Annotated in this window: 28 protein-coding genes and 1 tRNA gene; 16 read left to right on the top strand and 13 right to left on the bottom strand. The window is 69.2% G+C overall.

Annotated elements, in window-relative coordinates; genetic code table 11:
* Positions 1–32: 32 nt before the first annotated feature.
* Positions 33–383 (top strand): hypothetical protein, encoded by a 351-nt coding sequence (locus tag ACFVN5_RS00280; protein WP_376952625.1) that lies wholly within the window; start codon positions 33–35, stop codon positions 381–383.
* A gap of 36 nt (positions 384–419) precedes the next feature.
* On the opposite strand, the gene ACFVN5_RS00275 is transcribed toward ACFVN5_RS00280, so the two are convergent.
* The 3 genes from ACFVN5_RS00275 to ACFVN5_RS00265 are packed head-to-tail and all read right to left on the bottom strand — an operon-like array spanning position 420 to position 2,586.
* On the bottom strand, positions 420–1,391 hold the full coding sequence (locus ACFVN5_RS00275) for a DNA topoisomerase IB (RefSeq protein ID WP_376952624.1): 972 nt from the start codon (positions 1,389–1,391) through the stop codon (positions 420–422).
* Positions 1,392–1,398: 7 nt separating this feature from the next.
* Positions 1,399–1,665: a Rho termination factor N-terminal domain-containing protein gene (locus tag ACFVN5_RS00270; protein WP_376952623.1), complete on the bottom strand. Its 267-nt coding sequence runs from the start codon at positions 1,663–1,665 to the stop codon at positions 1,399–1,401.
* 39 nt (positions 1,666–1,704) lie between these two features.
* Positions 1,705–2,586 carry an SDR family oxidoreductase gene (locus ACFVN5_RS00265; RefSeq protein WP_376952622.1) on the bottom strand — a complete coding sequence of 294 codons (882 nt, stop codon included), beginning with the start codon at positions 2,584–2,586 and terminating at the stop codon, positions 1,705–1,707.
* 309 nt (positions 2,587–2,895) lie between these two features.
* Between ACFVN5_RS00265 and ACFVN5_RS00260 the strand changes: the two genes are divergently transcribed.
* Both ACFVN5_RS00260 and ACFVN5_RS00255 read left to right on the top strand, forming a co-directional pair.
* Positions 2,896–3,060 carry a hypothetical protein gene (locus ACFVN5_RS00260; RefSeq protein WP_187432516.1) on the top strand — a complete coding sequence of 55 codons (165 nt, stop codon included), beginning with the start codon at positions 2,896–2,898 and terminating at the stop codon, positions 3,058–3,060.
* Positions 3,061–3,202: 142 nt separating this feature from the next.
* A complete protein-coding gene (locus ACFVN5_RS00255) occupies positions 3,203–3,601 on the top strand; it encodes a hypothetical protein (RefSeq protein WP_376952621.1) in 399 nt (132 codons plus the stop codon).
* A 58-nt stretch (positions 3,602–3,659) separates the two neighbouring features.
* On the opposite strand, the gene ACFVN5_RS00250 is transcribed toward ACFVN5_RS00255, so the two are convergent.
* Positions 3,660–4,145 (bottom strand): SRPBCC family protein, encoded by a 486-nt coding sequence (locus tag ACFVN5_RS00250; protein ID WP_376952619.1) that lies wholly within the window; start codon positions 4,143–4,145, stop codon positions 3,660–3,662.
* A 140-nt stretch (positions 4,146–4,285) separates the two neighbouring features.
* Here ACFVN5_RS00250 and ACFVN5_RS00245 point away from each other — a divergent pair, with 140 nt between their 5' ends.
* Positions 4,286–4,501, top strand: coding sequence for a hypothetical protein (locus tag ACFVN5_RS00245; RefSeq protein ID WP_376952618.1), 216 nt, complete (start codon positions 4,286–4,288; stop codon positions 4,499–4,501).
* 44 nt (positions 4,502–4,545) lie between these two features.
* Here ACFVN5_RS00245 and ACFVN5_RS00240 read toward each other — a convergent pair whose 3' ends face one another.
* From ACFVN5_RS00240 to ACFVN5_RS00215, 6 genes are all read right to left on the bottom strand, one after another.
* Positions 4,546–4,869, bottom strand: coding sequence for an ATP-dependent DNA ligase (locus ACFVN5_RS00240; protein WP_376952617.1), 324 nt, complete (start codon positions 4,867–4,869; stop codon positions 4,546–4,548).
* Positions 4,870–4,996: 127 nt separating this feature from the next.
* Positions 4,997–5,269 (bottom strand): hypothetical protein, encoded by a 273-nt coding sequence (locus ACFVN5_RS00235; protein WP_376952616.1) that lies wholly within the window; start codon positions 5,267–5,269, stop codon positions 4,997–4,999.
* Positions 5,270–5,384: 115 nt separating this feature from the next.
* Positions 5,385–5,735: a PRC-barrel domain containing protein gene (locus ACFVN5_RS00230; RefSeq protein ID WP_376952615.1), complete on the bottom strand. Its 351-nt coding sequence runs from the start codon at positions 5,733–5,735 to the stop codon at positions 5,385–5,387.
* Entirely contained in the window at positions 5,722–6,138 is a 417-nt protein-coding gene (locus tag ACFVN5_RS00225; RefSeq protein ID WP_376952614.1) for a hypothetical protein, read from the bottom strand. The genes ACFVN5_RS00230 and ACFVN5_RS00225 overlap by 14 nt, the downstream gene beginning before the upstream one ends.
* Positions 6,135–7,364 carry an NRAMP family divalent metal transporter gene (locus ACFVN5_RS00220; protein ID WP_376952613.1) on the bottom strand — a complete coding sequence of 410 codons (1,230 nt, stop codon included), beginning with the start codon at positions 7,362–7,364 and terminating at the stop codon, positions 6,135–6,137. Before ACFVN5_RS00220 ends, ACFVN5_RS00225 begins: the two co-directional genes overlap by 4 nt.
* On the bottom strand, positions 7,361–7,855 hold the full coding sequence (locus tag ACFVN5_RS00215) for a hypothetical protein (protein WP_376952612.1): 495 nt from the start codon (positions 7,853–7,855) through the stop codon (positions 7,361–7,363). Before ACFVN5_RS00215 ends, ACFVN5_RS00220 begins: the two co-directional genes overlap by 4 nt.
* Before the next feature lie 101 nt (positions 7,856–7,956).
* On the opposite strand from ACFVN5_RS00215, the gene ACFVN5_RS00210 reads away from it, so the two are divergent.
* The 9 genes from ACFVN5_RS00210 (at position 7,957) to ACFVN5_RS00170 (ending at position 17,384) form a co-directional block, all read left to right on the top strand.
* Positions 7,957–8,964 (top strand): LacI family DNA-binding transcriptional regulator, encoded by a 1,008-nt coding sequence (locus ACFVN5_RS00210; protein WP_376952611.1) that lies wholly within the window; start codon positions 7,957–7,959, stop codon positions 8,962–8,964.
* A 409-nt stretch (positions 8,965–9,373) separates the two neighbouring features.
* Positions 9,374–11,038 carry a glycoside hydrolase family 13 protein gene (locus ACFVN5_RS00205; protein ID WP_376954277.1) on the top strand — a complete coding sequence of 555 codons (1,665 nt, stop codon included), beginning with the start codon at positions 9,374–9,376 and terminating at the stop codon, positions 11,036–11,038.
* A gap of 78 nt (positions 11,039–11,116) precedes the next feature.
* Positions 11,117–12,475 (top strand): ABC transporter substrate-binding protein, encoded by a 1,359-nt coding sequence (locus ACFVN5_RS00200; protein ID WP_376952609.1) that lies wholly within the window; start codon positions 11,117–11,119, stop codon positions 12,473–12,475.
* Between the two features lie 223 nt (positions 12,476–12,698).
* The gene (locus ACFVN5_RS00195; protein WP_376952608.1) at positions 12,699–13,679 is read left to right on the top strand and encodes a carbohydrate ABC transporter permease; all 981 of its coding nucleotides are present in this window, start codon (positions 12,699–12,701) and stop codon (positions 13,677–13,679) included.
* Entirely contained in the window at positions 13,676–14,689 is a 1,014-nt protein-coding gene (locus tag ACFVN5_RS00190; RefSeq protein ID WP_376952607.1) for a carbohydrate ABC transporter permease, read from the top strand. The genes ACFVN5_RS00195 and ACFVN5_RS00190 overlap by 4 nt, the downstream gene beginning before the upstream one ends.
* A 100-nt stretch (positions 14,690–14,789) precedes the next feature.
* Entirely contained in the window at positions 14,790–15,188 is a 399-nt protein-coding gene (locus ACFVN5_RS00185; protein ID WP_376952606.1) for an MmcQ/YjbR family DNA-binding protein, read from the top strand.
* 112 nt (positions 15,189–15,300) lie between these two features.
* Positions 15,301–15,373 (top strand) — tRNA-Arg (locus tag ACFVN5_RS00180).
* A 424-nt stretch (positions 15,374–15,797) separates the two neighbouring features.
* Positions 15,798–17,075, top strand: a complete 1,278-nt coding sequence (locus ACFVN5_RS00175; RefSeq protein WP_376952605.1) for a DUF998 domain-containing protein — start codon at positions 15,798–15,800, stop codon at positions 17,073–17,075.
* Between the two features lie 12 nt (positions 17,076–17,087).
* Positions 17,088–17,384: a GNAT family N-acetyltransferase gene (locus ACFVN5_RS00170; protein ID WP_376952604.1), complete on the top strand. Its 297-nt coding sequence runs from the start codon at positions 17,088–17,090 to the stop codon at positions 17,382–17,384.
* A gap of 374 nt (positions 17,385–17,758) precedes the next feature.
* On the opposite strand, the gene ACFVN5_RS00165 is transcribed toward ACFVN5_RS00170, so the two are convergent.
* The 3 genes from ACFVN5_RS00165 to ACFVN5_RS00155 form a co-directional block, all read right to left on the bottom strand.
* Positions 17,759–19,231 carry an alpha/beta hydrolase gene (locus ACFVN5_RS00165; RefSeq protein WP_376952603.1) on the bottom strand — a complete coding sequence of 491 codons (1,473 nt, stop codon included), beginning with the start codon at positions 19,229–19,231 and terminating at the stop codon, positions 17,759–17,761.
* 368 nt (positions 19,232–19,599) lie between these two features.
* Entirely contained in the window at positions 19,600–21,396 is a 1,797-nt protein-coding gene (locus tag ACFVN5_RS00160) for a putative Ig domain-containing protein (RefSeq protein ID WP_376952602.1), read from the bottom strand.
* A 420-nt stretch (positions 21,397–21,816) separates the two neighbouring features.
* The gene (locus ACFVN5_RS00155; protein WP_376952601.1) at positions 21,817–22,881 is read right to left on the bottom strand and encodes a LacI family DNA-binding transcriptional regulator; all 1,065 of its coding nucleotides are present in this window, start codon (positions 22,879–22,881) and stop codon (positions 21,817–21,819) included.
* A gap of 282 nt (positions 22,882–23,163) precedes the next feature.
* On the opposite strand from ACFVN5_RS00155, the gene ACFVN5_RS00150 reads away from it, so the two are divergent.
* The 3 genes from ACFVN5_RS00150 (at position 23,164) to ACFVN5_RS00140 (ending at position 26,425) form a co-directional block, all read left to right on the top strand.
* A complete protein-coding gene (locus tag ACFVN5_RS00150; protein WP_376952600.1) occupies positions 23,164–24,531 on the top strand; it encodes an ABC transporter substrate-binding protein in 1,368 nt (455 codons plus the stop codon).
* A 74-nt stretch (positions 24,532–24,605) separates the two neighbouring features.
* Positions 24,606–25,544, top strand: a complete 939-nt coding sequence (locus ACFVN5_RS00145; protein ID WP_376952599.1) for a carbohydrate ABC transporter permease — start codon at positions 24,606–24,608, stop codon at positions 25,542–25,544.
* 5 nt (positions 25,545–25,549) lie between these two features.
* Positions 25,550–26,425, top strand: coding sequence for a carbohydrate ABC transporter permease (locus tag ACFVN5_RS00140; protein WP_376952598.1), 876 nt, complete (start codon positions 25,550–25,552; stop codon positions 26,423–26,425).
* Positions 26,426–26,457: the final 32 nt, after the last annotated feature.

Here is a 26,457-nt window from a genome sequence, read left to right as displayed (position 1 = left end):
TCCGTGACCCCTCAACGGGGTAGGCTTCCTCGGTGGGCATACTCTATTACGGCGATTCCGGCACCCCGATCGGAATCGAGGACCGCGCACTGGCGCACCTCAAGTTCGCGATCACCACCAAGCTCCGCCGCGGCGAGAGCTTCACCCTGTCGTGGAAGCATCCCGACGACCAGCCGCGCGGACGGAGCACCCTCTGGGTGCACCCCACCATCCCGCTGCGCTTCGTGTTCGACGAGCCCGAGACGCCCGACCTGAGCCGGGAGTGGGTCGAGGACCTGATGCGCTCGGCCAACAGCACGGGCGGCATCATGCTCGTCGAGGAGCACGTCGACGTCCCCGAGCCCGAGCCCGAGCCCGAGGCCGCCCCGGTCATCGCGGCCTGACGGGTCGTCGCGGCCCGACCGCGGCCCAGCCCGACCTCACGCGTCGTCGACGAGCAGCGCCAGCAGCGCCTGCTCGCGCCCACCGCGACGCTCGATCGTGCGCCCGTGCTCGTACGCGATCACCACGCGCGGGTCGACATAGCTCGCCTTCGCGATCGCGGGGGTGTTGCCCAGCACCGTGCTGGCGACCTCGATCGCGTCGCGGACCGCCTTCCCCCGTGCCCTGGTCGTCTCCACGACCCCGATCTCGGCCAGCCGATCGGCCGCGGCGATCGTGCCGCGCAGCGTCCGGAAGTCCTTCGCCGTGAAGTCGCCGCCGGTGCGGGCGCGGATGTCCTCGTTCACGTCGGACGCGATCGCGGCGCGCGTGCGCCGGCCGTCGAGCCACGCGTAGAGCCGTGAGGCCGGCGAACGCTCGCCCGATCGCTCCACGAACGTCGCGAGCGCGGCATCCGTGACCCGGATGTCCTGTGCGATGCCGCCCTTGGCGCGGAACCGGAACCGCACGGTGTCGGCGTCGTCAAGCCTTGCGTTGCGCACGAGCAGGGTGGTGAGTCCACGGCTGCGGAAGTCGGCGAGCGACTCCTCGGACCCGATGCGGATCGCCCCGAGGTCGAGCGTGCGGAACGCCGCGGCGAGCACGCGTTCGCGCGGCAGGTCCGCGAGCGCGAGGTCGCGCCGCACGGTGCGCCGCGCCGAGGGCAGCACCTCGGCCAGTGCGGTCATGCGCAGGAACTTCTCCTCGTCCTGCTTCGCGCGCCAGACCGGATGGTAGAGGTACTGGCGCCGGCCGGCCGCATCGACGCCGACGGCGAGGATGTGCGCATTCGGCGCATCCGCGATCCACACCTGCTCCCACGCGGGCGGCACGGCCAGCTCCGCGATGCGGGCGCGTTCGGCCCGTCCGGCCACGCCGCCGTCGGCGTGCACGTAGGCGAACCCGCGACCGCGCCGCAGCCGAGTGAACCCGGGTGACACGTAGGGTTCGACCCGCCTGAGGCGCGGCATCCGCGGCTCAGTGGTTGCGCAGTGCCGAGATCAGCTCGGACTTGCGCTTGCCGCTGTACCCGGTGAGGCCGAGCTCCTTCGCGCGCTTGCGCAACTGCTCGACGGTCCAGTCGTCGTAGTCGCCGCTCTCGCCGCCCTTGCGACCGACCGCGCTGCGACCCCGGTTCGCGGCGGCGTTCGAGATGCGCGCGGCCTTCTCCTTCGACGCGCCGTCGTCGCGGAGCTCCTCGTACAGCTCCGGATCCTTCAGCGATGCGTTCCTGCGACCCGGCATGGGGTCCTCCTTCCTCCCTCGGCGACCGCCGGCGCCCGGTCAGAGCGCCCGGCCGCCGGTGACCGGCAGCACGGCGCCCGACACGTACGACGCGTCGTCCGACGCGAGGTACACGTAGGCGCCCGCGAGCTCCGCCGGCTGGCCCGCTCGCCCGAGCGGCGTGTTGTGCCCGAACTCGGGCAGCTTGTCGGGCCACCCGGTCGCGGGGATGAGCGGGGTCCAGATCGGGCCGGGGGCCACGGCGTTCACGCGGATGCCGCGGGGCCCGAGCTCCTCGGCCAGCGCCTTCGTGAACGCGACGAGCGCCGCCTTCGTCATGGCGTAGTCCACGAGCGCGCTCGACGGGTCGAACCCCTGGATCGACGTCGTCGTGATGATGCTCGACCCCGCCTCCATGATCGGCACGGCCGCGCGCGCGAGGAACACGGGCGCGAACAGGTTGACCTGCACCACGGCCTGGAAGTCCGCGGTCGGGATCTCGTCGATGCCGCCGCGGTTGCGCTGGTGCGCCGCGTTGAGCACGAGGAGGTCGAGTCCGCCGAAGGCCTGCTCGGTCTGCACGATGAGGTCCTTGCAGTGCTCCTCGCTGCGCAGGTCGCCCGGCAGCAGCAGCGGGTCGCTGCCGGCGTCGGTGATCCAGTGCGCCGTCTCCATGGCGTCGTCCCGCTCGCTCGGCAGATAGGCGATCGCGACCTGGGCGCCCTCTCGTGCGAAGGCGATGGCGACTGCGCGGCCGATGCCCGAGTCGCCGCCGGTGATGAGCGCGCGCCGACCCACGAGCCGCTCGCTCCCGCGGTAGCTGTGCTCGCCGTGGTCGGGCTGCGGCGTCATGCGCTCGGTCATCCCGGGCGGCGCCTGCTCCTGCTTCGGGAACGGATCCGTCGTGTGCTTGGTCGTCGGATCGATGAGTTGCTCGTTCATGACCTGTGAAGCCCCCTTCGGTCAGGTCTGCCACGGTACGCGGGCGCCGACCCGGCCTGCACGGGGTTGACAGCGGGCGCCCGGTGGACGCCGCCGTCACGGCCATTCGGGCCCTGCTTGCGCGGAATGACGGGGATCGCGCCCAGGAATTAGCACGACCCGCGAATGGGGGTCAACCCCTAGGCCGACGTCGCGGCGGCCCCCTAGCGTCGGAGACACGGACGAACTGCGTCCGGAATGCCCCGCCCGCACCCGTCGGGCGGATCCGCCCCGTCGAACACGGGTGCGGATCACCCTGAAGGAGAGATCATGAACATCCTCGTCGCCGTCATCGCCATCGCCGCCATCATCCTGCTCATCACGGGTGGAGTGGTGCCCACGCTGAACTTCCTGCTGTGGGTCGGCATCGCGCTCCTGATCATCGCGGCCATCGTGTTCCTCGTGCGCTTCATCGGCGGGAACCGGACGGTCTGACCCAGACCCCCCTCGGGAGCGGACGACCCCCGTCGTCCGCTCCCACGTTTCTGCTCCGGCCCCTCGGCACCCGTGCCGAGGGGCCGTTTCGCGCATCGAAACACATGCGTCGCGCGAACCGAGTGCGACGTATGCTGGTGCCGTGGGCACGCTCTACTACGGGGATTCAGGCACTCCCATCGGCATCGAGGACCGGGCGCTGGCGCACCTGAAGATCGCCATCACCACCAAGCTCCGCCGGGGCGAGAGCTTCACGCTGTCGTGGCGTCACACCGACGACCAGCCGCGCGGGCGCAGCACGCTGTGGCTGCATCCGTCGATCCCGCTGCGGTTCGTGTTCGACGAGCCCGAGGCGCCCGAGCTGAGCCGCGGATGGATCGAGGACCTCATGCGCTCGGCCAACAGCACGGGCGGCATCCAGCTCGTGCCCGAGCACCTCGACACCGACCCGATCCCCACCTCGCCCGACCAGCCCGTGCAGGTGGGCGTCGACGTCCAGGAGGTCGAGACCGGGAGCGAGAGCGAGGCGCAGCCCGTCTGAGACGGAACGAGGCGCAGCCCGAGTGGGCTGCGCCTCGTCGTGTCCGCGTCGTGCGGTGCTACATGAGGTCGTCGGTCGACGGCTCCACGCCGCCGTGCACCTCGCCGCGCCAGGCGCCCGTGGGCGCGTTGCGCTCCTCCACGAAGTCCTTGAAGCGCTTGAGGTCGCGCTTCACCTGCAGGTCGTCGAGCTGGAGCGCCGCGCCGACCTTCTCCACGAAGTCCTCGGGCTGCCACTCGATCTCGGCGTCCACCTTGGTGCGGTCGGCGCCCTCGGGCGTGAAGCGCACCCGGCCGCGGTGGACCACCTCGCCGACGCTCGCCCAGGCCACGACGCGGTCGGGCTGCTGCTCGACGATCTCGGCGTCGAACTCGCGACGCACGCCGCCGATCTTCGCGACCCAGTGGGTCAACGTGTTGTCGAGCTGCGTGACCTCTTCGACTCCGCCGAGGAACTCGGGGAACGTCTCGAACTGGGTCCATTGGTCGTAGGCCACCCGCACGGGCACGTCGACGTCGACCGACGCGTTCAGGGTCGTGCTCATGATCTTCTCCGTTCCCGGGCATCCGGATCGATGCCCGGCTGCCACCGTAGGCAGACCCGGTCGAGCGGTTCGAGGGGCTTGCAGCACTCCGGCGGGGCTGCTAAACGGGAAGCGGGGATCGATCGGGACGAGGAGGAGCCATGGGCGCCACGCAGGACACGGATCGCGGGGCCATCGAACGCTGGTGGCCGCACCTCTCCATCGAGGCGAAGCATCGCCTCCTCGCGGAGCTCACGGGGCCGATCGATCCCGATACGGCGGCGGAGATCCGGTCGCTGACCGGCGAGGACGCGCCCGACCGGCTCACGCCGGCCGAGCAGCGCTTCGTGCTCACGCAGATCGAACCGGTCGACTGAGCGCCGCGGCATCCGCACCGCTCGTCGACGGGGCACGGATGCCGCTACTCGGCCTCCATCGGGTCGTCGTCTGCGGGCTCGGGCACGAACTGCAGTCCGGCCGTGCTGTTGGCCGAGAGGAGCATCTGCTCGATCCAGAGCCGGTTGAGCTTCGGTGCGCGGTTGCCGCTGAAGATGAACTGCAGCGGGATCGACTCGTGCAGCCACATCGTGGTGCGTCCGCTGCCGTTCTCGACCCCGTGCTCCCAGGTCATGGCGAAGCTCTCCGACCGGCGCAGCTTGTTGAGGATGGCGACGCGCAGGTGGGCGAGGGTGCGATCGTCGATCTCGATCTCGCGTGTCGAGGAGTTGTAGATGAGCTTGCCCATGCCGGAACTCTAGTCGCGGTCCGCGGGCGGAGGATACGGGGCCGCGAAAGCGCCCTCGTTCTGGTATGCGACGCGCCGGAGCCCTGGCATGCCGGCACTCATCCGGCATGCGCGGATGGACGGAGCGTCAGCTCACGTGGCCATCGGGGTCGAGCGGATCGCCGTTCTCGCGGCCCGGCTTGCGCGGGTCCAGGGGATCCATCGCGCGATGCACCTCGTCGAGGTCGGTGAGGCCGGTGTCGTCGTAGCGACCGGACGGTGGGAGGTCGCGGACGCGTTCGAGGATCTCCCGTGGGAGGTCGGGGGCGTCGCGGTCGTCGGGAATGGTGGATGTCGCGGGGGCGTCGGGTCCGCCTGCCTCCGTCGTCGGTTCGGTGACCCGACCGAGCGACTCGTCCATGGTGTTGCTCCTTCCAGTGCACGCGGATGCTTCAGGCACCCGTGTCGTCTTCACGCTACGCCGCGGGGTGGTCGGCGACGAGCCCTTGACGACACCAGTCTGCCCGGTTACTGCGTCAACGCGGCAGGGGCGCGCGCGAGAGCATGGCATCGCGCCGGATGTAGCCGCGCCGGAACACGACGCGCCCCACGTCGACGCGCTCGACGTCCTCCCACATGACGAGGAAGGTGCCGCGATGCAGCCAGCGCTGGAACCGGGCGATGAGGAAGGGCCCGTCCTCGTCGCGTCGCTCGTACCCCCACGTCGAGAACCGGCTGCGCGGGCTCACGAGGACGCCCGTGACGACCGTCGCCGCGAGCAGCTCACCCGGCGCGCCCGAGACCTCGAGGCGCACGTCGATGATGGCGCCGAGGCGCTCGCCGTCGGCGTCGACCGCGTCGGATTCGAGCAGGTCACTCAGGAGCATGGCGCCCTCCGGGGATGCGGCCGATCAGGTGGCGGCTCACCCAGCGCTCGGCCCAGCCAGCCTCGAGGTCGTCGCCCGAGGCGGCGAGGCGGATGACGACGTCGACCTCGGCCACGAGCCGCCACGGGATGCTCACCCGCCTGGCCGCGGGCGCGTGACCGCCGAAGAGGCGCATCACGAGCTGCGGGCCGGTGAGGATCGCCGAGACGGTCGGCGGGGGCGAACCGGGTTCGATGCGCGCGCCGACCTCGATCCCGTCGAGCTCGAGGTCGTCGGCCGTGGTCACGGGCACGTCGTCGCGATCGAGCACCTGCCGATCGAGGACGTGCAGATGGGCGTCGAGCACCTGTCCTGCCGGCGGCGGCGCGGCATCCGTCTGGAAGGCATCGGGGTTCTCGGTCATGCGCCGGCTCCCGTCACGATGAGCAGGGGGATGGCCGCGATCGCCGCGGCCAGGATGATGACCAGGTAGACCTGGCCCACGAAGTTCATGGCGCGACCGTTGACCTGGTCGCCCATGTACTCGCGGTCGTTCGCGATGATGAGGATCGGCAGGTACGTGAGCGGCAGCGCGACCGCCGAGAACACGACCGAGTACTCGGTGACGAGGATCGGGTCGACGCCCGTCGCCAGGATCGCGACCGCGATGAGCAGGGCGATGATCATCGAGAGGTGGAAGCGTGCGGCCTTGGCGGGCTTGCGGAACTTGCCCCACGACCAGCCGAAGTACTGCGCCAGCGTGTACCCGCTGGACAGCGTCGTCTCGAGGGCGGCGCCGAACGTCGCGGCGAGGATGCCCACGATCACGAACGCCAGCGCGACCTTGCCGCCGGCCTCGGCGACGGGCAGCACGACCTGGCTGAGGCTCGTCACGTCGATGGCCTGGGGGAGCAGCACCACGGCGGCGCAGCCGGCGATCGCGAGCGAGAGCAGGCCGCCGAGCGGGAAGCCCACGAGCACGTTGAGCCGCGACTTCGCGAGGTCCTTCCTCGTCCACTGCTCCTCGATCGCGCCGGAGGAGAAGAAGAAGACCTCGTAGGGTGTCATCGCCGCGCCGAACAGCGCGACCGCGTAGAACCAGTACGTCGCGACCGGCTCATCCGACGGCGGCCCGGGCTGCAGCGCCTGCCCGGCGAGCTGCCCCCAGTCGGGAGAGAGCATGAAGAGCGCGACGGCGAACACGATCAGCGTGAGGCCGAGCAGGCCCGTCACGTTCTCGAGCAGCTCGAACCGCGCCCGCCAGATCACGATCCACACGCCGAAGGCGGCGACGGGGATCCACCAGCCGGGGTCCACGCTCGTCGCCAGCTGCAGTGCGAGCGCGACACCGCCGATCTCGGCAGTCACCGTCAGGAGGTTGATGAGGAAGGAGGCCGCGAGGTTGGCGAGCCCCGCCCGGGGTCCGAGTCGCTCGCGGATGATCTCGAAGGTCGCCCGTCCGCTCACCGCGGCGACCCGGCCCGACATCTGCGCGTAGATGCAGATGCCCACGACGCCGATGAGCACGACCCAGGCGAGGCTCATGCCGAATCGCGATCCGACGACCGCGTTCGTCACGAGGTCCCCGATGTCGACGAACCCGCCGATCGCCGTGAGGATGCCGAGCGCGACGGCGAAGATCTTGCTCATCCGTCGCTCCCGTCGCTCCCGGTGGTGTCGGCGACGGTCGGCTCGAGCGCGGTGAGCCCGTCGGCGGCGGCGTCGAGCTGCGGCACGACGGCCTCGAGCGATCCGACGCCGGAGGCCAGGGCGTCTCGGGCCGCGTTCACCGCGTCGAGCGCGGCGTCGAGTGCGTCGAGCACCTCGGTGCGGGTCTCGGACTCGGCCTCCGACGCGGCATCCGTGCCGGCGACCTGGCCGCTCGCGGCGACGAGCTCGCGTCGCGCGTCGCCGAGCGTCGCGAGCGCCGTCGTGGTGAAGGTGCGCTCGTCGAGCTGCTGGTCGACCACCAGGCGCGCGGTCTCGGTCGCGGCCACGCCCTGGCCGACTGCGGCCTCGAAGGTCGCGTCGGGGCTCGCGCACCCTGCCAGCAGCGAGACGGCCACGACGAGCACGGCGGATGCCGCGGCGCGCGCCATTCGCGATCGGCGGGAGGCCTGCCCGGTCATGGATGCCTGCATGCTCCGATGCTCGCGCCGGCATCCGGCACCGGCAAGGGCTTGACGCGGGTGCTCGCAACGGATCGTCGAGTTCTTGCGTTCGCTGCCGTAGCATGTCGCTCATGTCGAGGAGGCTGGCGGACGTCGCGCGCAAGGTGGGCGTGAGCGAGGCGACCGTGAGTCGCGTGCTCAACGGCAAGCCCGGGGTGTCGGCCTCGACGCGCGAGGCCGTGCTCACCGCGCTCGACGTGCTCGGCTACGAGCGGCCGACGAAGCTGCGGGGCGAGCGCGCCCGGCTCGTGGGGCTCGTGATGCCCGAGTTGCAGAACCCGATCTTCCCCGCGCTCGCCGAGGCGATCGGCGGCGGGCTCGCCCAGAACGGGTACACGCCCGTGCTCTGCATCCAGACCGCGGGCGGCATCTCCGAGTCGGACTACGTCGAGCTCCTGCTGCATCAGCAGGTGTCGGGCGTGATCTTCGCCGGCGGCGCCTACTCGCAGGCCGACGTGAACCACGACCACTACGCTCGCCTGACCGAGCTGAAGCTCCCCACGGTGCTCGTCAACGCGCCCATCGACGACCTCGGCTTCGCGACCGTGTCGTGCGACGACGCCACCTCGATGGAGCAGGCGTTCGGGCACCTGGTGCAGCTCGGCCACGAGCGCATCGGCATCCTGCTCGGACCGAGCGACCACATCCCGTCGCGCCGCAAGCACGCCGCGGCGCTGCGAATGGCCGAGCGCCACGGCGTCGAGCTCGGCGAGGACCGGGTGGTGCACTCGCTGTACTCGCTCGAGTCGGGGCAGACCGCCGCGACCAAGCTGCTCGCCGCCGGCGTGACGGGCATCATCTGCGCGAGCGACCCGATGGCGCTGGGCGCGATTCGCGCGGTGCGCCGTGCCGGGCTGCGCGTGCCCGAGGACGTGTCGGTGATCGGCTACGACGACTCCGCGCTCATGAACTGCACCGAGCCCCCGCTCACGACGGTGCGCCAGCCGATCGAGGCGATGGGCCGCATGGTCATCGAGCTGCTCATGCGGCAGATGTCGAGCGAGGGCGCGATCGGCGACGAGGTGTTCTTCGCGCCCGAGCTCGTGGTGCGCGCCTCGACGGCGCCGGCGCCGCGCTGACCACCGTTCCGTGGGTTGAGGAGCGCCCGGCGCAGCCGGACGCGTCTCGAAACCCCTGCGCCGGCGGTTTCGAGACGCTCGCTGCGCTCCACCGCAGCATCCGTTTCTCAGGAACCACCCGCTCCCACGGTGCACTTCTCAGGACGACACGCCGCGCCCGCCCGCCCGGCCGCCCCAGATCTCCTGAGAACGGAATCGGGAGGGAACGCTAGCGCTGCGAGCAGGGTTCGTGCCGGAAATACGCAAGGCGCTCTCGCAACTTCATGAAATCACTCGCAAGCTGATGCTCGATTGTTGAAAAGTTGCATCAATCTGTTGCTCTCATTACGTTTCCCGATATCGACGCCGTCGTCCCCCGGGAGCCGGCGCGCCGCCCGCCCACCGCATCGAGGAGAACGACAGCGTGACCATGCCACTCACGGAACCCGGCACGGTGCCTCCCGCACTCGTGGAGGACCCGCTGTGGTGGCGCGACGCCGTGATCTACCAGGTCTACGTGCGCAGCTTCGCCGATTCCGACGGCGACGGCACGGGCGACCTGCGTGGCGTGCGCAGCCGGCTCGGCTACCTCAAGGAGCTCGGCGTCGACGCGCTCTGGTTCAACCCGTGGTACCCGTCGCCGCTCGCCGACGGCGGCTACGACGTGTCGGACTACCGCGACATCCACCCCACGTTCGGCACCCTCGAGGACGCCGAGCTGCTCATCAGCGAGGCGCTCGGGCTCGGCATCCGCACGATCATCGACGTCGTCCCGAACCACATCTCGAGCGAGCATCCGTGGTTCCAGGAGGCGCTCGCGGCCGGCCCCGGCAGCCCCGAGCGCGCCCGGTTCTGGTTCCATCCCGGCAAGGGCGACGGCGGCGACGAGATGCCGACGAAGTGGATCTCGAACTTCCAGGGCGACACGTGGACCCGCACGACGAACCCCGACGGCACGCCGGGGGAGTGGTACCTGCACCTCTTCACGCCCGAACAGCCCGACCTCAACTGGAACCACCCCGACGTGCGCGCCGAGCACGAGGACATCCTGCGGTTCTGGTTCGACCGCGGCGTCGCCGGCGTGCGGATCGACTCGGCGGGCCTGCTCATCAAGGACCCCGCGCTGCCCGAGGTGCCCGAGGTCGTCGCGCCGGGGCAGCATCCCACCGAGGACCGCGACGAGGTGCACGACGTGTACCGTGCCTGGCGCCGCATCGCCGACGAGTACGACGGCACCCGCGTCCTGGTCGGCGAGGTGTGGGTGCCCGATGCCGCCCGCTTCGCGGCCTACCTGCGTCCCGACGAGATGCACACGGCGTTCAACTTCGACTTCATGGCCCGTCCGTGGGATGCCGCGGAGCTCCGCGCCTCGATCGACCTCATGCTCGACGCGCATGCCCCCGTCGGCGCGCCCAGCACCTGGGTGCTCTCGAACCACGACGTCACGCGGCCGGTCACGCGGTACGGACGCGAGGACTCGGGCTTCGCCTTCGCGCGGAAACGGTTCGGCACGCCGACCGACCTCGAGCTCGGCCGCCGCCGCGCCCGCGCCGCCGCGCTGCTCACCGCCGCCCTGCCGGGCTCGCTCTACCTCTACCAGGGCGACGAGCTCGGCCTGCCCGAGGTCGAACTGCCGCGCGAGGTGCTCGAGGACCCGATGCACTTCCGCTCGGGCGGGGTCGACCCGGGTCGCGACGGATGCCGCGTGCCGCTGCCCTGGCGGGGCACCGCGTCGCCCTTCGGGTTCAGCCCCGCCGCAGCATCCGCAGCACCATGGCTGCCGCAGCCGGCCGAGTGGGCCGCCCTCACCGTGCAGGCGCAGGAGGCCGACCCGGGCTCCATGCTCTGGCTCTACCGGCAGGCGCTGCGCATCCGCAAGCGCGAGGCCGCGCTCGGCGACGGCACCCTGACCTGGCTGCCGAGCGAGCCCACGGCGCTCGTGTTCCGGCGCGGCGACGACGTGGTCAACGTCACGAACCTCGGCAGCGATCCGATGGCCCTCCCCGACCACGACCGCATCCTCCTCTCCAGCACCCCGCTCGTCGGCGGGATGCTGCCACCCGACTCCACGGCCTGGCTCCACCGGATCGCCTGACCGTCGAGGCCGCGGCCCGCACCACGCCGCGGCAGCCCCTCACCACAACCTCAAACACAGCACCGAAAGGACTGGACAATGAAGTCACCACGCAGCATCGCGATCGCGGGCATCGCCGCCGTCGCGATGGTGGGCGCGCTCTCCGCGTGCAGCCAGGGCGCCGCCGACGACGGGAAGCTCGAGCTCCGCGTCGCCACCTTCCCGCCCGGGGCCGACCAGGCCGCGTACGACGCCTTCGCCGAGCAGGAGCAGCAGTTCGAGGAGCTCCACCCCGACATCGACATCGTCGGCCTCGAGTACGAGTGGACCGCGCCGACCTTCGCCGCGCAGCTCGCCGGCGGCAGCCTGCCCGACGTCTTCACGGTGCCGTTCACCGACTCGAAGACCCTCCTCGAGAACGGCCAGCTCATGGACGTGACCGACGAGGTGAAGGAGCTCGGCTACGCCGACAAGTTCAACCCGATCATCATCTCGGAGGTCACCGACTCCGACGGCCGCATCTACGGGTTCCCGCGCCAGGCCTACGCGAACGGCCTGCACTACAACCGCGACCTGTTCGAGCAGGCCGGCCTCGACCCCGACCAGCCGCCGGCGACGTGGGACGAGGTCCGCGCGGCCGCGAAGACCATCGCCGAGAAGACCGGCAAGGCGGGGTACGCGACCATGGCCACCGGCAACACGGGCGGCTGGCAGCTCTCGGTGCAGGCGGACTCGCGCGGCGCCGAGCTGCAGCAGGACAACGGCGACGGCACCTACACGTCGAGCATCGACAACGACGCGACGAAGTCCACGCTCGAGTTCCTGCACGACCTCCGCTGGGAGGACAACTCGATGGGCGCGAACTTCGACCTCGACTGGGGCAGCATCAACCAGGAGTTCGCGGCCGGCAACATCGGCATGTACACCTCGGGATCCGACGTCTACACCGCGCTCGTGCGCGACTTCGGCATGGACCCCGACCAGTACGGCCTCACCGTCATCCCGACCGAGGACGGCGGCGGCGTGCTGGGCGGCGGCGACATCGCCGTCATGCCGCCGACGCTCGACGACGAGACGAAGGCCGCTGCGGTCGAGTGGATCGACTGGTACTACATGCAGAAGCTCCTGAACGAGGATGCCGCGGTCGCCGACGCCAAGGCGCTCGCCGCGTCCGACCAGGCCGTCGGCACGCCCGTGCTGCCGGTGCTCGACCGCGAGACCTACGAGGAGTCGCTCACCTGGATCGAGCCGTACGTCAACGTGCCGCTCGCGCAGATGACCGGCTTCACCGAGGGCATCTTCGAGCAGACCCCGGTCGGCGAGTTCAAGGGACAGACGCAGCCGATCTACGCGCTCATGGACAACCTCGTGCAGGCCGTGCTGACCGACCAGAACGCGGACATCGACGCCCTGCTGAAGCAGGTCGACGTGGACGCGCAGGCGCTGCTCGACGAGTAGGCCGTGCAACCCCCGGTCGTCGAGTAGCGCCGCGCTACGCGACACGCCCCCGGTCGTCGAGTAGCGCCGCGCGGAGCGCGACACACCCCCGGTCGTCGAGTAGCGCCGCGCGGAGCGCGACGCGTATCGAGACGCCTCCCCAGGTCTCGATACGCGTCCGCCTCCGGCGGGCGCTACTCGACCACCGGTTGGGCACACTCCCCGAACCACCGAAGGATCACCGATGACCCTCACCGCCAAGCCCGCGGCCGCGCGGCCCGCCCCCAACGCGGACCCGCCGCCCGCGGCATCCGCTCACCCAGCCCGCCGGCGCACCCCGAAGACCTGGATCCGCGGCGGCGGCCTCTGGAACCTCGCGTTCCTGGCCCCGATGCTCATCGTCTTCGGGGTGTTCAGCTGGTCCCCGATCGTGCAGTCGGTGGTCATGAGCTTCCAGCGCACGAACCTCGTCTCGACGCCCGAGTGGGTCGGCATCGACAACTTCGTGAACGTGCTCAGCGACCCGAACCTCGGCGTCGCGATCGCGAACACGCTGTACTTCGCGGTGCTCGCCCTCATCCTCGGGTTCCCGCTTCCGCTCATCCTCGCGGTCATGATGAGCGAGGTGCGCCGTGGCAAGGGCCTCTACAGCGCCCTCGCGTACCTGCCGGTCGTCATCCCGCCGGTGGTCGCGGTGCTCCTGTGGAAGGTGTTCTACAACGCGAGCCCCGACGGCGTCTTCAACACGATCCTCGGCTGGTTCGGCATCTCGCCGCAGCCCTGGCTGCAGTCCGCGGCGACCGCGATGCCCTCGCTCGTCATCGAGGCGACGTGGGCGGCGGCCGGCGGGTCGATCATCATCTACCTCGCGGCGCTCATCTCGGTGCCGCCCGAGCTCTACGACGCCGCCGAGGTCGACGGCGCCGGGATCTGGCGCAAGCTCTGGCACGTGACGCTGCCGCAGCTGCGCGGCGTCCTCTTCATCATGCTGATCCTGCAGGTCATCGCCACCTCGCAGGTGTTCCTCGAGCCCTTCCTCTTCACCGGGGGCGGACCGAACAACGCGACCCTGACGATCCTCCTCCTCATCTACCGCTACGCCTTCCAGAACAGCCTCGGCGGCGATTACGGCGAGGCCACCGCGCTCAGCCTGATGCTCGCGATCTTCCTCGGCCTCCTCAGCTGGCTGTACTTCAAGCTGACCGAACGTTGGAGCACGAATTGACCAGCGCACCCGTCCAGCCCCTGCTCGAGCGCCCCGACGGCGCCGAGGCCGACGCCGCCGCCGACGCCGGCCGGCCCGGACCGACGGCCTGGCTCCGCCGCCGCCGCACCACGAAGGACGCGACCGACGAGTTCGGCGATCGCGGCGTCCTCTCGGCGTTCGATCATCGACGGGGGAGCGTGCGCGGCTCGCTGAGCCTCGTGCACACCTTCCTCTTCATCGGGCTCGTCGTGGCCGGCCTCGGCCCGCTGCTCTGGCTCGCGAAGGCCGCGGTCACGCCCACCCAGGACACGCTGAGCCAGCCGTTCGCGCTCTGGCCGAACGGCATCGACTGGGCGAACCTCGAGACGGCGTGGAACGACATCCACATCGACCAGTACTTCCTCAACACGATCTGGGTCGCGGCGGGCTCCTGGTTCTTCCAGCTGCTCATCGCCACGACGGCCGGGTACGCGCTGTCGGTGCTCCGGCCGAAGTACGCGCCGATCCTCAACGCGCTCGTGCTCGCAACGCTCTTCATCCCGGCGGTCGTGCTGCTCGTGCCGCTCTACCTCACGGTCCTGCATCCACCGCTCATCGACGTGTCGCTGCTCAACACCTATTGGGCGGTGTGGTTGCCGGCCGCCGCGAACGCGTTCAACATCCTCCTCGTGAAGCGCTTCTTCGACAGCCTCCCGCGCGAGGTGTTCGAGGCGGCGAAGACCGACGGCGCCGGCCCGTTCCGGGTGTTCTGGTCGATCGTGCTCCCGATGTCGAAGCCCGTGCTCGGGGTCGTCTCGGTGTTCGCGGTGATCTCGGCGTGGAAGGACTTCCTCTGGCCGCTGCTCGTGCTGCCCGACCCGGCGGTCCAGCCGCTGTCGGTGCGCCTCCCGGCCGTGCAGTCGCAGACCGAGCTCGACGTGTTCCTCGCCGCCCTCGCGATCTCGACGCTCATCCCCGTGCTGCTGTTCCTCATGTTCCAGCGGCTGTTCCTGCGCAGCGCCGGGCTCGGGGGCGCGGTCAAGGGCTGAGTCGGCTTGTAGCACGGATGCCGCGGGCTTGCGCAGCGGCATCCGTGCCCTGAGTTGTCGACGGATGCCGCTGCACCGGCGTCGCCCGTAGGCTGGCGCCGTGGAGCATCCGCGCGTGGTCGACCCGGGGCATCCGCTCGTCGAACGGGTGCGGCGGATCTGCCTCGCGCTGCCCGAGGCCGTCGAGGTGGAGGCGTGGGGCCGGCCGACCTTCCGGGCGGCCAAGCCGATCTTCGTGCACGTCGCCGCGACGGCGGAGCGGCCGCTGTCGATCGTCGTGAAGACCGACCCCGAGGAGCACCTCGCGCTGCTCCAGGACGGCCGCTTCTCCGGCGTGCCGTACTACAGTCGCGACCACTGGGTCGGCGCCGACCTCGACGCGCCCGACACCGACTGGGAGCTCCTCGCGGAGCTCATCGAGACCTCGTACCGGCAGGTGGCCAACCGACGCCAGGTGGCGGCGCTCGACGCGCTGCGGCCCGATCACGCCGGCCAGTGAGCGATGACGGATGCCGCAGGCCGCCCGGCCCCGCTCGATTGGCGCGAACGGAGCACGTGGGTTAGAGTTACGTGGTTGCCTGATCGCCGATGAAGCGCGGGCGACATCCCATGCGCCCGTAGCTCAATGGATAGAGCATCTGACTACGGATCAGAAGGTTGGGGGTTCGAGTCCCTCCGGGCGCGCAGTGAGAAAGCGGTTCGCGAAAGCGAGCCGCTTTCGTCGTTTCCGGAGGCGCTGTGTCCGATTCGGGCCGCCGATGGCGGGCGATGCCCCGAACGGGGGGTGCACGCCGTCGGACACGCCGTGCAGGCTGGGAATCAGCCGATGATCGGTGTGTTCCCTGCGTAACGCCGATGGCCGGTGTCGTCGGCCGCCGTTATGCTCGGCACACATCTGATTCCCGTGATCGAGAGTTCGGATATGAGGGGTGCGCGTGCCGGGGACTTCCCGGCGTCGTCGAACCGGGGGGATCGGCGACGGCGACGCGAGGTCCGCTCCGGCAGCGCCGGCCGTGAGGGGCACGGTCGGCCGCTTCGTGGACCCACGACCAGCGGGCTCCGCCGCCCAGGCTCCCAGCGCTTCGACCCGTTGCGCGGTGCCGCGGTCATGCGACGCGCCTACGCCACGCTCATCGCGCTCGCCGTGGCCATCATCGCGTTCCACGAGTTCTCGTCGAGCTTCACGAGCGTCGAGTCCGGCGACGGCCGGCCAGGCGAACTCGACGCGATCGGGTTCATGTGGGCGCTGCCATCGCTCGCCGCGGGTGTCGTGGTGGGTGCCGCCCTCGTCGTGGCATCCGCGTCGAAGGGTGGCGTGGCGGCCCTGCGACGACTCGGCCTGCCCGGGCTCGGTCGCGATGCCCGAGCCCGCGCCAACGGCATGACCTGGGGGGCCATCGCGGTGCTCGGCGTGCACTTCACCCGCCAGGCGTTCGAGGTGTTCCCGGGGGGCCACGTCGTGGCGGCCGTCGCGCTCGGCTCGGTGCTCGGCTACGGCACGTTCCGCCTGCACCGCCACGCGATCGACCACGAGGCCTACCGCACCTTCAACCTCGTCGCGATGCTGCTCGCAGCCGGCAGCCTCGCGAGCATGAGCCTCACGCCGACCGGCGAGTGGTGGACGCACAACTTCAGCACCCTCGGCACGTCCGACGACTTCGCGGCGGCCTGCTTCAACGTCGCGATCGTCGTGTCGGGCGCCGGCATGGCCGCGATGTCGGCCGGCCTCACGCGCGCCGTCCGCGACCCGCGGTACGGCGTGCGGCGGGGCGGGCTCGCCGCGATGCGGGTGCTCATCGTCCTGATCGGCATGAGTCTCATGGGTGTCGGCCTCGTGCCGATCGACGGCGCGACCGACCTCCACAACCTCGCCGCGTGCGGGGCGGCCGCCTCGTTCGCCGTGCTGTGCCTCGGCGTGCAGGTCTGGGCTCGGCGGCTCCCGCGCCCCCTGGTGGTGGCCTCCTACGGGTCGATCGCGATCGAGGTCGTCGCGATGTTCGCGTACGACGGCATCGGCGTCTTCAACCTCACCGTCTTCGAGATCGTCGCGTTCACCCTCGTGTTCGCCTGGCTCATCGCCCTCGTGGCGATCACGCACGCGGCGCCCGACCCCGCCGTCGACGATCGGCGACACGTCCGACGCATGCGTGCCGCTGCCGCCCTGCGCGCCCAGGCCGTCACCGCCGATCGCCCGCGCACCCGCACCTCCGGGGACCATTCCTCTGCGACGGTGCGGGGGCGGACTCCGCGTGCACCGGCCCGAGCGGCGGCATCGCACGACGTGCACCGCGCGCTGCGCCGGCACGCGAATCGAGCCGACGAGCCGCCAGACGCGGGAATCCGTCCCGTGGTGGAATTCCGGACGGCCCGAACCGCGTTGTCCTGAGCAGGAGGACGCATGAACGACACCATCACCATCGAACGCAACGACGCCACCCGCCGCTACGAGCTCACCGTCGGTGACGAACTGGCCGGCTTCGCGGAGTTCCGCACCACCCCCGACGGCATCGTGTTCACGCACACCGTCGTGCGCCCCGACTTCGGCGGGCAGGGACTCGGCACGCGTCTCGCGAAGTTCGTCCTCGACGACGCCGTCGCGCGCGGCGAGCGCATAGTGCCCCGCTGCCCCTTCATCGCCGCGTACCTCCGCGAGCACCCCGGTTACGAGGCATCCGTCGACTGGCCGACCGCCTAGCGTTCCGGCTTCTTCCGCATCATCCCGCGGCTCGGCGCGGATCCGCGGAAAACCGAATGTCCCTCATTCGGGGCGGTGCGGGCGCCCGATGCCGCGATTACGATTCGAGCAAACCCGAGTCGGTCCCGAACCCGACTGGATCGTCGTGCGTCGACGACCTTGGCCCGTCCTCCCAAGGATGAACCCTCGGGTCCTGCTCGCCGAGCTCAGTTCGGGTCGCTCGGCGGGAGAGGCCTCCCCTGGAGGCCGCGGCGGGGTGGGAGGTAGGGTTCCCACCCCGCCGTCCTCGTCCGCGGCACGACTGCGGGGCACGCAGGCACAGAAGAACGGGTCGCCGACAGCCACGCTGCCGACGACCCGTTCTCAACTGCTGGTTACTGCCAGTAGCCGATGTTGGAGGTGAGCTGTCCCGCCGTCGCGAGGAGGCTCGCCGCCTGCTCGTCAGTCAGCTTGCCGGCCGTCGTGAACTCTCCGACCTGGGTGACGAAGCCGTTGAGGACCTCGAGGGCGCCGGCACTGTCGCCCTTCGCGACCAACTTGAGCGCCTGGTCGAGCTTCACGGTCAGGGCGTTCTTGTTCCCCTTGTTGAGGCTCGTGGCGGCCACCCCATCCTTGAGATCGGTGATCTCGTCGGCGAGGAACGCCTCCGGGTGCCACAGGTAGTCCCTGGCCCACGTGGTGAACATCTGGTTCCACGTGTTGAAGTCGTGCGCACCGGCGACGACCACGTTCTCGACGAACGCAACCTGGTCCAGTGCGGCGACGGTGTTCGCGTTGGGGAGACCGAAGTCCCACCGACCGCCGCCGAACAGGATGTACGGCTTGTCGATGTTCGCCGTCGTGACGGGCACCGAGGCGCCTCCACTCCAGGGGCCGTAGTATCCGAACTTCGTGGCGTCGAAGCGGATGAGGCCCTGGGTGACGGAGGAACCCGCCGAAAGACCCGCGAATGCGCGGTCGATCGCGGCCGTCGAGACGTGGTAGTTGCTCTCGACGAACGGGATGACGATGTTCCGCAGGTTGGGGTACCCCTGCGCGGAGCTACCGAGGTAATTCGTGTTCGTGGTGATGACGACCGCGGGCTCGGTGGAGCCGTCCTGGATCAGGTTGTCCATGATCACCGGCACGTCGCCCATGTTCATCCAGTCGGACTGGTCCTGGCCGCCGCCGTGCTGCATGTAGATCGTCTTGTACGGCTCGGCGCGGTTCGGGTCGTATCCCGGCGGGAGGTAGACGCCGAGCGTCCGTGCGGCCGTGCCGATCTGGATCGGCACGTAGCTCCACGAGCCCTTCGGCGAGTCGGCCCGCGGGTTCTCGATCTCTCGAGCCGCGAGCGGCGCGTAGTTCTGCTTCGCCGCGTCGTACGGCACGTGCACCTTGTTGAAGGCGCGCCGAGCAGTGCCGGTGAGGCCGTCGGGGGCGAAGATCGGCGAGTTCGCCGGGTCGGCCACCCACAGGTTCGTGTTGTTGTTCACGTAGAACCAGTACTGGTTCGCGCCGGCCGCGAGCGGGACATCCGTGACCCAGTAGCCGTCTTCGACTTCGGTCATCTCCACGTCATAGCCGCCGCCGCCGCGCATCAGGCCGGGCCGGTACTGCGATGGCGAGTAGACGGTCGTGTCGGTCGGGTCCTCCCAGTTCCGCAGCATGATGTCAGCAACGAACCGGACGCTCGTCGCCGTGGGGTTGTAATACACGAAGTGTCCGGTGTAGCCGGTCGGCGAACCGGGATCCGCGACCACCGTCGGCCCCGGCGTCAGGTTCACGTCATCGGCCTGGGCACTCAGTGGCGCAACGCTCAGCGCCATGGCCAGCGCGAGCACCGAAGCCCCGATGAGCTTGGGCACCGCTCGCCTTCTCGTCTCAATCTCCATTGATCTCTTCCCTCTTCCCGTGGTCGGCGCGCAGCCGCCACGACTTTGCGGCGCGCTCGAGGCATTTCGAGCGCAAGGGTCACGGGCACCGGGCCCGGCGAGAGCGATGTGATGGAGGCGTTTTACAACGTCGTAATCGCGTCCCACGCATATGCTGGCGCGTCGTCTCCAACGTTGTCAACCCCCATCTCCAACGTTGTCATCGTCTGCCCGTAATGAGAGCGCGACCACAGGGAAAACGCGTGCCGGGGACCTTGCGCGCTGCGAAGCCGTCCACGAGCGCGACGGGGTTGCCGGCAGCTCGATGCCTGCCGGCAACCCCGTGTTCGGACGAACCGCTCCTACGAGGTGATGTTCTGGATCGCCTCCTGTGCTGCGAGCGTCAGTGCGGCCGCCTGTGCAGCGGTCAGCTTGCCTTCGCCCAGCAGGCTCTGGACCTGCCCGATGAAGTCGGCCGAGAGGAGGTTCACGGCTTCGGCGCTCTTGTCCTTGTCGAGCAGCTTGGCGGCCTGGTCGAGCTTCACCGTCAGTGCGTTCTTGAGGCCGCCGTTGACGCTCAGTCCGGCGACGGCCGCCTTGAGGTCGGAGATCTGCTCGGCGACGGTCACGTCGCGGACGGTGATGGTGACCTGCTTCGTCCCCGACAGACTGTACGAACGGGTTCCGTCACTGGCGGTGAAGGTGACCGTGTACGCGCCTGCCTGCGTGTAGTCGGGCGTCCACGAGAACTGCCGAGTCGCAGGGTCGAAGGTGGCACCGGCGGGCAGGTTGCTCGCGCTGTACGTCAGGGCATCGCCGTCGGGATCGGTGGCTTCGACGGCGAACGTCAGGTTCCGGTTCTCGTCGACCGACTGGGTCTCGCCGCCCGTGCTGAACGCCGGGGCGCCGTTGACGAACGCGCCGCGCTGCCAGACGTAGTCCCTGGCGAAGATCGCGAACAGCTGGGGCCACGCGTTGAAGTCGTGGCCGCCGGCGAGCACGGTGTTCTTGAAGTTCACCTTCCCGACCAGGCCATTGAGCTGCGCGGGCGTCGCGCACAGGTTCAGGTTGTCCCAGATGCCGCATCCGATGTGGACGTAGGCCTTGTCCAGGTTCGCCGTGTTCGTGTTGATCCCGGCCCGGAAGCTGTAGACGCCGTAGTAGCCGAAGCGCAGCGGATTGTTGTTGATGATGTTCGTCGTCATCGAGGCGCCCATCGAGAGACCGGCGAAGGCGCGGTCCATGCGGTCCGTCGAGACGTTGTACGTGTTCTCGACGAACGGGACGATGGTGTTCGTCAGGACGTTGTACGGCGACGCCCCCATGTACGCGGAGTTCGTCGTGACGACCACGGCGGGCTCGGTCGCGCCGTCCTGGAGCAGGTTGTCCATGATGATCGGGACGCTGCCGATGTTCATCCAGTCGGACTGGTCCTGGCCGCTTCCGTGCTGCATGTAGATCGTCTTGTACGGCTCGGCGCGGTTCGGGTCGTATCCCGGCGGGAGGTACACGCCCAGGGTGCGCGTGGCGGTGCCGATCTGGATCGGTACGTAGCTCCACGTCCCCTTGGGCGAGTCGGGTCGCGGGTTCGCGATCACGCGCTCGGCCAGGGGTGCGTAGTTCTGCTTCTCCGCGTCGTACGGCACGTAGACGGCGTTGAACGCGCGGCGGGCGGTGCCCGTCAGGCCATCAGGAGCGAAGATCGGCGAGTTCGCCGGGTCCGCGACCCACAGGTTCGTGTTGTTGTTCACGTAGAACCAGTACTGGTTGGGACCCGCGGCCAGCGGGACATCCGTGACCCAGTAGCCGTCGCCGACCTTCGTCATCTGGACGTCGTATGCCCCCGCGCCGCGCATGAGGCCGGGACGGTACTGCTGCGGCTGGTAGACGGTCGTGCTCGTGGGGTTCTCCCAGTCGCGCAGCAGGATGTCGGCGACGAACCGCACGCTGGTCGCGGTCGGGTTGTAGTACACGAAATGCCCGGTGTAGCCGGTCGGCGACGCAGGGTCCTTGATCACCGTGGGGCCGGGGGTCAGGTCGACGTCATCGGCCACCGCTCCCAACGGCGCGGCACCGAACGCCATCGCGAACGCGAGCACCGTCGCCGCGATGAGCTTCGGCAGTCGCGAAGCCCTCGTGGAAGTCCCGTCCTGGGCCACCGCGGAATCCGCCTGCTGCGGCGTCCAGAGGCGAGCCGTGCGCTTCCGCGAGGCCCGCCCTCTCGTCTCAATCTCCATTGATCTCATTCCCTCTTCCCGTGGTCGGCCTGCGGCCGCCACGACATGGCTGGCGCGCTCGAGGAACCCCGAGCGCAGGGGATGCGGGCACGAGACCCGCCGAGAGGCGACGTGATGGAGGCATTATTACAACGTCGTAATCGCGTCTCAACCGATATGGTCGCTGCTGTTCTCCAACGTTGTCAAGAGATTCTTCCAACGTTGTTATCTGGGCGATGAGCAGCGAGCGACGGGCGGATGCGGGCGCGGCCGACCGGGCTCGCCATCGGAGCGCACGCGGGGACCACGCGATGGCCCGCGGCTGAGGCCGGCCGTCGCGGGGAACGAGGCGAGGGGTGTGGCCTAGTCGTCCTCGACCGTCGTCACCGCGGAGGCCGCTTCGGGCGGCTGCGCGAAGCCGGTGGACTCGCGACCGACGACGTGGAAATCGGCCAGCACCTGTCGCGGCGGCTGACGGTCGCCCTTCTCGTTGATGCGCTCGATGAGCAGGTCCACCGCGAGCTGTGCGATCTGGTCGCGACCGGGGTCCACGCTCGACATGGACGGTACGGAGAACCGGGTCTCGTCGATGTTGTCGAACCCGACGAGCGCGACGTCCTCGGGTACGCGGACTCCCGCCTCGCCGAGGGCACGAAGTGCGCCGAGGCCGAGTGTGTCGTTGAAGGTGAACACGGCGTCGAACTCGACTCCGTCATCGAGGAGCGAGCGCATGGCTGCTGCGCCGTTCTCCCGATGCCACGGGGCCGCGACTCTGACGAGCGATTCGTCGTATTCGATATCCGCTGCCGCGAGCGCTTCTCGATACCCTCGCATGCGCAGGTTCGCCGACCGGATGTCGTCCTGGTGCGTGGGGTGAGCTCCGATCACCGCGATGCGCCGGCGACCGATGCCGATCAGGTGCTGGGTCGCGACACGGGCGCACTCGACGTTGTTCATCGTGACGTGATCGGTCGGGCCGTCGAACATCCGCTCGCCGAGGAGGACGACCGGGAAGTCGACGTCGAGCAGATCGATGTCCTCCTGTCCGAGGCGCTCCGGGCTGAACAGGATGCCGTCGGTGAGGCGCAGTCGCTTGCCCGACAGCACAGCCACCTCGCCCTCACGGGTCGCACCGGTCTGATCGATCACGACCGCGACGTTGTGGCGCTCGGCCGCGCGGATGATCGCATCCGCCAGTTCGGCGAAGTAGTTCTGGCGGAGTTCGGGGACTGCGAGGCCGATCACCCCGGTCTTCCCGGAGCGAAGTCCGCGTGCGGACAGGTTCGGTTTGTAGTCCACCTCGGCGATCGCGGAGAGCACTCGCGCTCGCGTCGCCTCCCGCACGTGCGGGTAGTCGTTGACGACGTTGGAGACCGTCTTGATGGAAACGCCCGCGATGCGCGCGACGTCGTGCAGGGTCGCGACCATCTCGCTCCTCTCGACAAGGGGTATCACGGGCTGCGGTCAGTGTAGCGAGCAACCGACACGGAGACCCGACGCCCGAACGGGTGGGTCGACCAGCCTGTCGTTTGATGCTTGACACTGTTGCATCCCTGGTTCATTATCATCCTACAACGTTGCACTTCCAACGTTGCAGACGCGATTCGGACCCCCCTTGCACGAACCGTCGAAGCAGACGGCCGCGTGCAGGCCACCAGCGGATCGCGCCGCACCGACAATGGTGTCCACGCATCCGAAAGGAATATCCCAGTGAAGACAAAGCAGGTCATCACTGCCGTCTCGGCGCTCGCGGTCGCGAGCACCCTCCTGCTCACCGGTTGCACCGCCGGCGGAGACGACGGCAGCACCGACAACGGCGGCAACGACGCATCCAATTGCACCAACACCATCAAGAAGACCGACGCCCCGGTCGTCACGCTCTGGGCCTGGTACCCGAACACCGAGACCGTCGTCGACAACTTCAACGAGCAGAACGACGACGTCCAGGTCTGCTGGACGAACGCCGGTGCCGGCGGCGACGAGTACGACAAGTTCCAGACCGCGATCTCGGCCGGGAGCGGCGCGCCCGACGTGGTGATGCTCGAGGCGGATCGGATCCCGACCTTCCAGGTCCAGGACGCGCTCGTCGACCTTAGCGACCTCGGCTACGACGACGTCAAGGGGAACTTCAGCGACGGCGCCTGGAAGGACGTGTCGGTCGGCGACGGCGTCTACGGCGCCCCGATCGACGGCGGCCCGATGGGCATGATCTACCGCAAGGACATCTTCGACCAGTACGGCATCACGCCTCCGACGACGTGGACCGAGTACGAGGCCGCTGCGCAGAAGGTCAAGGATGCCGGTGGTCCGTTCTTCGGCGACTTCCCGGCGAACCAGCCGGCCTACGTCACCGCCCTGCTCTACCAGAACGGCGCGGAGCCGTTCACGTACGACCCGGCGAACGAGGGCGAGATCGGCATCAACCTGAACGACGACGCCACCAAGGAGGTGCTCGAGTACTGGGCCGGCCTCGTCTCGAAGGGCCTCGTCAGCACCCAGGACCAGTTCACCCCCGAGTACATCTCCGGCGTGATCGGCGGCGAGTACGCGACCTACCTCTCGGCCGCGTGGGCGCCCGGTTACCTGCAGGGTGCGGGCGTCGGCGAGGGCGAGGACGCGGGCGTGTGGGCGACCGCACCGCTGCCGCAGTGGGATCCGAGCAACCCCGTCTCGGTGAACTGGGGCGGCTCGGCCTTCTCGGTCACCAGCCAGGCGAAGAACCCGGAGCTCGCGGCCAAGGTCGCGTTCGGGGTCTACGCCGACGACGCGTCGCTCAAGGACGGCTGGGAGAACCAGATCATCTTCCCGCTCAACCTCAGCGTGCTCGAGGACCCGGCCTTCGTCGACGCCGAGGTCGCCTTCTTCGACGGCCAGCAGGCCAACAAGGAGGTGTACGTCCCGGCGGCCAACGCCTACACGGGCATGACCTACACGCCGATCGGGCAGTACTTCTACACCGCATTCACGAAGCAGATCGCTGCCATCAACGACGGCTCCGCCACCGGAGCCGAGGCGGCCGATGCGCTGCAGGCGGATGTCGTGCAGTACGCCGAGGAGCAGGGATTCACGGTCAACTGACCTGAACGTGGTGGGCCGGCCCGCCGTCGCGGGCCGGCCCATTCGCGTCGCACACCATCACACAGGAGACCTCCATGACCCTCACCAAGGCCACACGGAACGTGGCCACCAGCCCCCCGCGCCAGCGCCGATCCGGCGCCCGTCGCGGCAACGCCACCGGATGGATGTTCGTCGGACCCTTCGCGATCGTCTTCCTGGCGTTCCTGATCCTGCCGCTCGCCTTCGCGCTCTATCTGAGCCTCTTCCAGAAGTCCATGATCGGCGGGACGCGCTTCGTCCTGTTCGACAACTACCTGAAGGCCTTCACCGACCCGTCGTTCCTCGACGGCGTCTGGTTCGTGATCAGCTTCTCACTCGTCCTGATCCCGCTGCAGATGGCCATCTCACTCGCGATCGCCCTCATCCTCGACCTCGTGACGACCTCGTTCGCCCGATTCTCCAGGCTGATGATCTTCCTGCCCTACGCCATTCCGGCGGTGATCGGCGCCCTGATGTGGGGCTTCCTCTACAGCAAGAACTTCGGTCCCATCGCAGACTTCTTCCAGGCGTTCGGCGCCACCGGGCCGGACTTCCTCAGCAAGGGCCTGATCTTCTGGGGCCTCCTCAACATCGTGACGTGGCAGTGGGCCGGGTACTACATGATTATCATCTACGCCGCGTTGCAGGGCATCGACCCGACCCTCTACGAGGCGGCGCGCATCGACGGCGCATCGCAATGGCAGATCATGCTGCGCATCAAGATCCCGCTCGTCGCACCCGCGCTCGTGCTGATCCTCGTCTTCGCATTGATCGGGACCCTGCAGTTCTTCAACGAACCGAAGATCCTGCAGCAGCTGGCCGCCGGCGCCATCCCCGAGGACTTCACACCCAACATGTACGCCTACCAACAGGCGTTCACGTTGGCGAATTACAACTACGGCTCGGCCATCTCCTTCGCACTCGGCGCCGTCGTCTTCATCTGCGTCTACATCTTCCTGTTCAGCACCCGCAAGCGAGGGAGCTTCTTCTCATGAGCAGCATGAGCACCACTCGCGGGTCGCGCCGCCAATCGCGCTACATCTCCCTCCAGGTCGTCCTCGGCATCCTGATGGTGTACTTCCTCGTCCCGTTCTGGTGGGTCGTGGTGAACAGCTCGAAGACGTCCGGCGGATTGTTCGGGGGCGGGAACGCGCTCTGGTTCGCGGACGACATCAACTACCTCGGGAACCTCTCGCAGCTCTTCAGCTACGGCGGCGGGATCTACGCGCGCTGGCTGCTCAATTCGGCGATCTACGCGTTCGTCGGAGGGATCGGCGCCACGGCACTGGCCGTGCTCGCGGGCTACGGCTTCGCCAAGTACCAGTTCCGGGGTCGCCGGCTCAGCTTCGCCGTCCTCCTCGGTGCGGTCATGGTGCCGGCCACCGCGCTCGTGATCCCGACCTTCATCCTCTTCTCGCAGGCGGGCCTCACGAACACCATCTGGGCCGTCATCCTGCCGACGCTGCTGAACCCGTTCGGCGTGTACCTGATGTTCGTCTACGCCCGCGACGCGGTGCCCGACGAGCTCCTCGACGCCGCACGAGTCGATGGTGCCGGGGAGTTCCGCACCTTCTTCCAGGTCGCGCTTCCGATGCTCCGGCCGGCGGTCGTGACCGTGCTGCTGCTCTCGGTCGTGTCGTCGTGGAACAACTACTTCCTGCCGCTCGCGATGCTGTCGGACAACCGCCTCTTCCCCGTGACCGTCGGCATCGGGCTCTGGCAGTCGACCGCGTCGACGTATGGAGCTGCGGGCGGACAGAGCCTGTGGAGCATCATCATCCTCGGCTCGCTGGTCTCGGTGATCCCGCTGGTCATCGCCTTCCTCGCGCTGCAGCGCTACTGGCAGGGAGGGCTGGCCATCGGCAGCCTCAAGTAGCCCCGCCACCAGCCGCCACGACCTTCGTCATT

Source organism: Agromyces sp. NPDC057865, assembly GCF_042796995.1.
Classification (GTDB): domain Bacteria; phylum Actinomycetota; class Actinomycetes; order Actinomycetales; family Microbacteriaceae; genus Agromyces.
This window is presented reverse-complemented; position numbering and strand designations above follow the sequence as displayed.